A 1,997-nucleotide genomic window follows, 5' to 3' on the forward strand; every position below is an offset into this window, starting at 1 on the left:
AGCGCCTCGACCGGGCGGTGCATCAGGGCCATCGCGACCCACCGATCATTGTCGCCACGGACGATCGGGCCGTGATGGGTGGCATAAGTGGTGAAGCGGCGGGTCGCGAGGCTGTTGTCGGGCTGGCGGATGCGGAGGGTCACCGCGGCAGCACGGACCGGCCGCAGCCGGCCGCCATGGCCGTAGGAGAGGCGGCCACCGCGCCGGACGATCGTCTCGGCGAACTCGTCGACATTGTCGATGCCGCTGGAGGTGTGCATCCAGCCGACGCGCTCGTTGAACCCCTGATAAATGAAGAACTGGCCCCAGGTGGCCGCGCCATAAGCGTTGAGCCCCTCGTCGCTCGTCATTTGCAATTCGGAGCGGAAGAAGAAGCTGGTGTGCGGGTTGATCAGCAGCAGCGCGCGGCCGTCGCGGGTCAGACGCGGCGCGATCGCGATCCCGTTCGATCCGCGCCGGCCTTCCTCGTCCAGCGCGGCCATGATCGGCCGGTTCGCGGCCGGGCCGCCGTAGAAAGCGGCGAGCTGCTGGAGATCGGCGCGCTCGATGTCGCCGCCGATGCTGCCCTCGGTGAAGGACAAAGCCATCCATGGCTCGAAGCGGGTCAGCACCCGCGGCCGGACCTCAGGATGGGTGGCGAGGTAGAAATTGAGCCCCGCCGCCCAGGCGTCCATCAGCCTGCGCAGCCAGGCGGGCGAGCGGCGATAGTCCGCCTGGAGCCGGGCCGGGTCGATCCACAGCCGCTGGCGCAGATCCTGCCAGAGCGCGGTCTCTCCCTCGGCCTCGGCGAGCCGGCCCAAAGCGGTCAGATAGTTGGTCTCGACCCGATTGAAGTCGTCCTCGGCCTGGGCGTAGATCGCGCCGAACACCGCGTCGGCGTCGCTCGCCCCACGGACATGGGCAATGCCCCAATCGTCGCGCGTGATCGTGACCCGCGCCGCCTGCGTCCGCCATGCGGCGAGCTCGGCCGCGCTCTGCGCCGCGACCGGCGCGGCGATGAAAAGGAGCAGGAACGCGAGCAGCCGGCGCATGAAGCGGCGCTATCGTGGACCTCCCCTCCCTGCAAGGGAGGGGGAAGGAGCTAACGCAGGATATCGAACAATGTGCTCTGGTTGACCCGGGCGAAAACCGCCTGGGCGGCCTGGAGGGTGAGCTGCTGCGACTGGAGCTTGGCGATCGCGGCGTTCACGTCCGTGTCCTCGAGCACGCTGCGCTCCTCGGTCAGCTGGATCTTGGTCGTCTCGAAGCGCTCGACGAGCTGGTCGATGCGGTTGCCGCGCGCGCCCTGCTGGCCGCGAATGCCGGCGATATGCTCGACGCCGGCGAGAACCTCGGTGACCGAGGCGGAGATCGTGGCGGAATTGCCGCCCTCCAGCGCCGTCGCGGCGTCGGCGATGATATCGGCAAGGTCGCGCGGGCCGCCGGCGGTCGGAACCTGCTCGAACACCTCCTCGCGGGTTCCCGCGGCGGTGACGGCCAGACCGGCGGCGACCGGGATCTGCAGCGCCCAGCCGGGCATGAAGAGGCGGTTACCCCGCGCGTCGCGCGCGTCCTTGAGGGTCGTGATCTCGGCCGCGATCGAGCGCAGCTCGAGCGCCATCGCGGCGCGGTTGGTGCCGGAGAGGGTGCCGTTCGCGCCGGCGACCATCAGCTCATGGGCGCGGGTGACGGCATTGGCGGTCGTCTCCAGCGTCGTTTCGGCGCCGGCGGCGAGCGCGTTGGCGAGATCGAGGTTGCTCTTCCAGCTCGCCTCATTGGCCTGGGTGCGGGCGATCTCCGAGACGCGGGCGGCGGCGACCGGATCGTCGGACGGCGACTGGATGCGCCGGGTCGTCGAAATCTCGGTCTGGCCGCGCGCGATCTCGCGCGCCAGGGCCGCCTGGCGGTTGGTCTCCATGGTCAGCCGGTAATTGGTGCCGATCATTGCTTCCCCCTTTGGATTCAGAGCGCCGCGAACAGCGCGTCGATCGTCTCGCGCGCGACCTGGATGATGCGCG

The 1,997-nt window shown here is 69.7% G+C and carries 2 protein-coding genes; both read right to left on the reverse strand.

Annotated elements, in window-relative coordinates:
- The coding region (locus ACT4N3_RS10175; protein ID WP_444855108.1) for a penicillin acylase family protein at positions 1-1,031 on the reverse strand (1,031 nt) is incomplete at its 3' end.
- A gap of 50 nt (positions 1,032-1,081) precedes the next feature.
- The gene (locus ACT4N3_RS10180; RefSeq protein WP_444855109.1) at positions 1,082-1,924 is read right to left on the reverse strand and encodes a flagellin N-terminal helical domain-containing protein; all 843 of its coding nucleotides are present in this window, start codon (positions 1,922-1,924) and stop codon (positions 1,082-1,084) included.
- Positions 1,925-1,997: the final 73 nt, after the last annotated feature.

Origin of the sequence: Sphingosinicella sp. (assembly GCF_052388015.1) — a bacterium.
In the GTDB taxonomy this organism is placed as follows: domain Bacteria; phylum Pseudomonadota; class Alphaproteobacteria; order Sphingomonadales; family Sphingomonadaceae; genus Allosphingosinicella.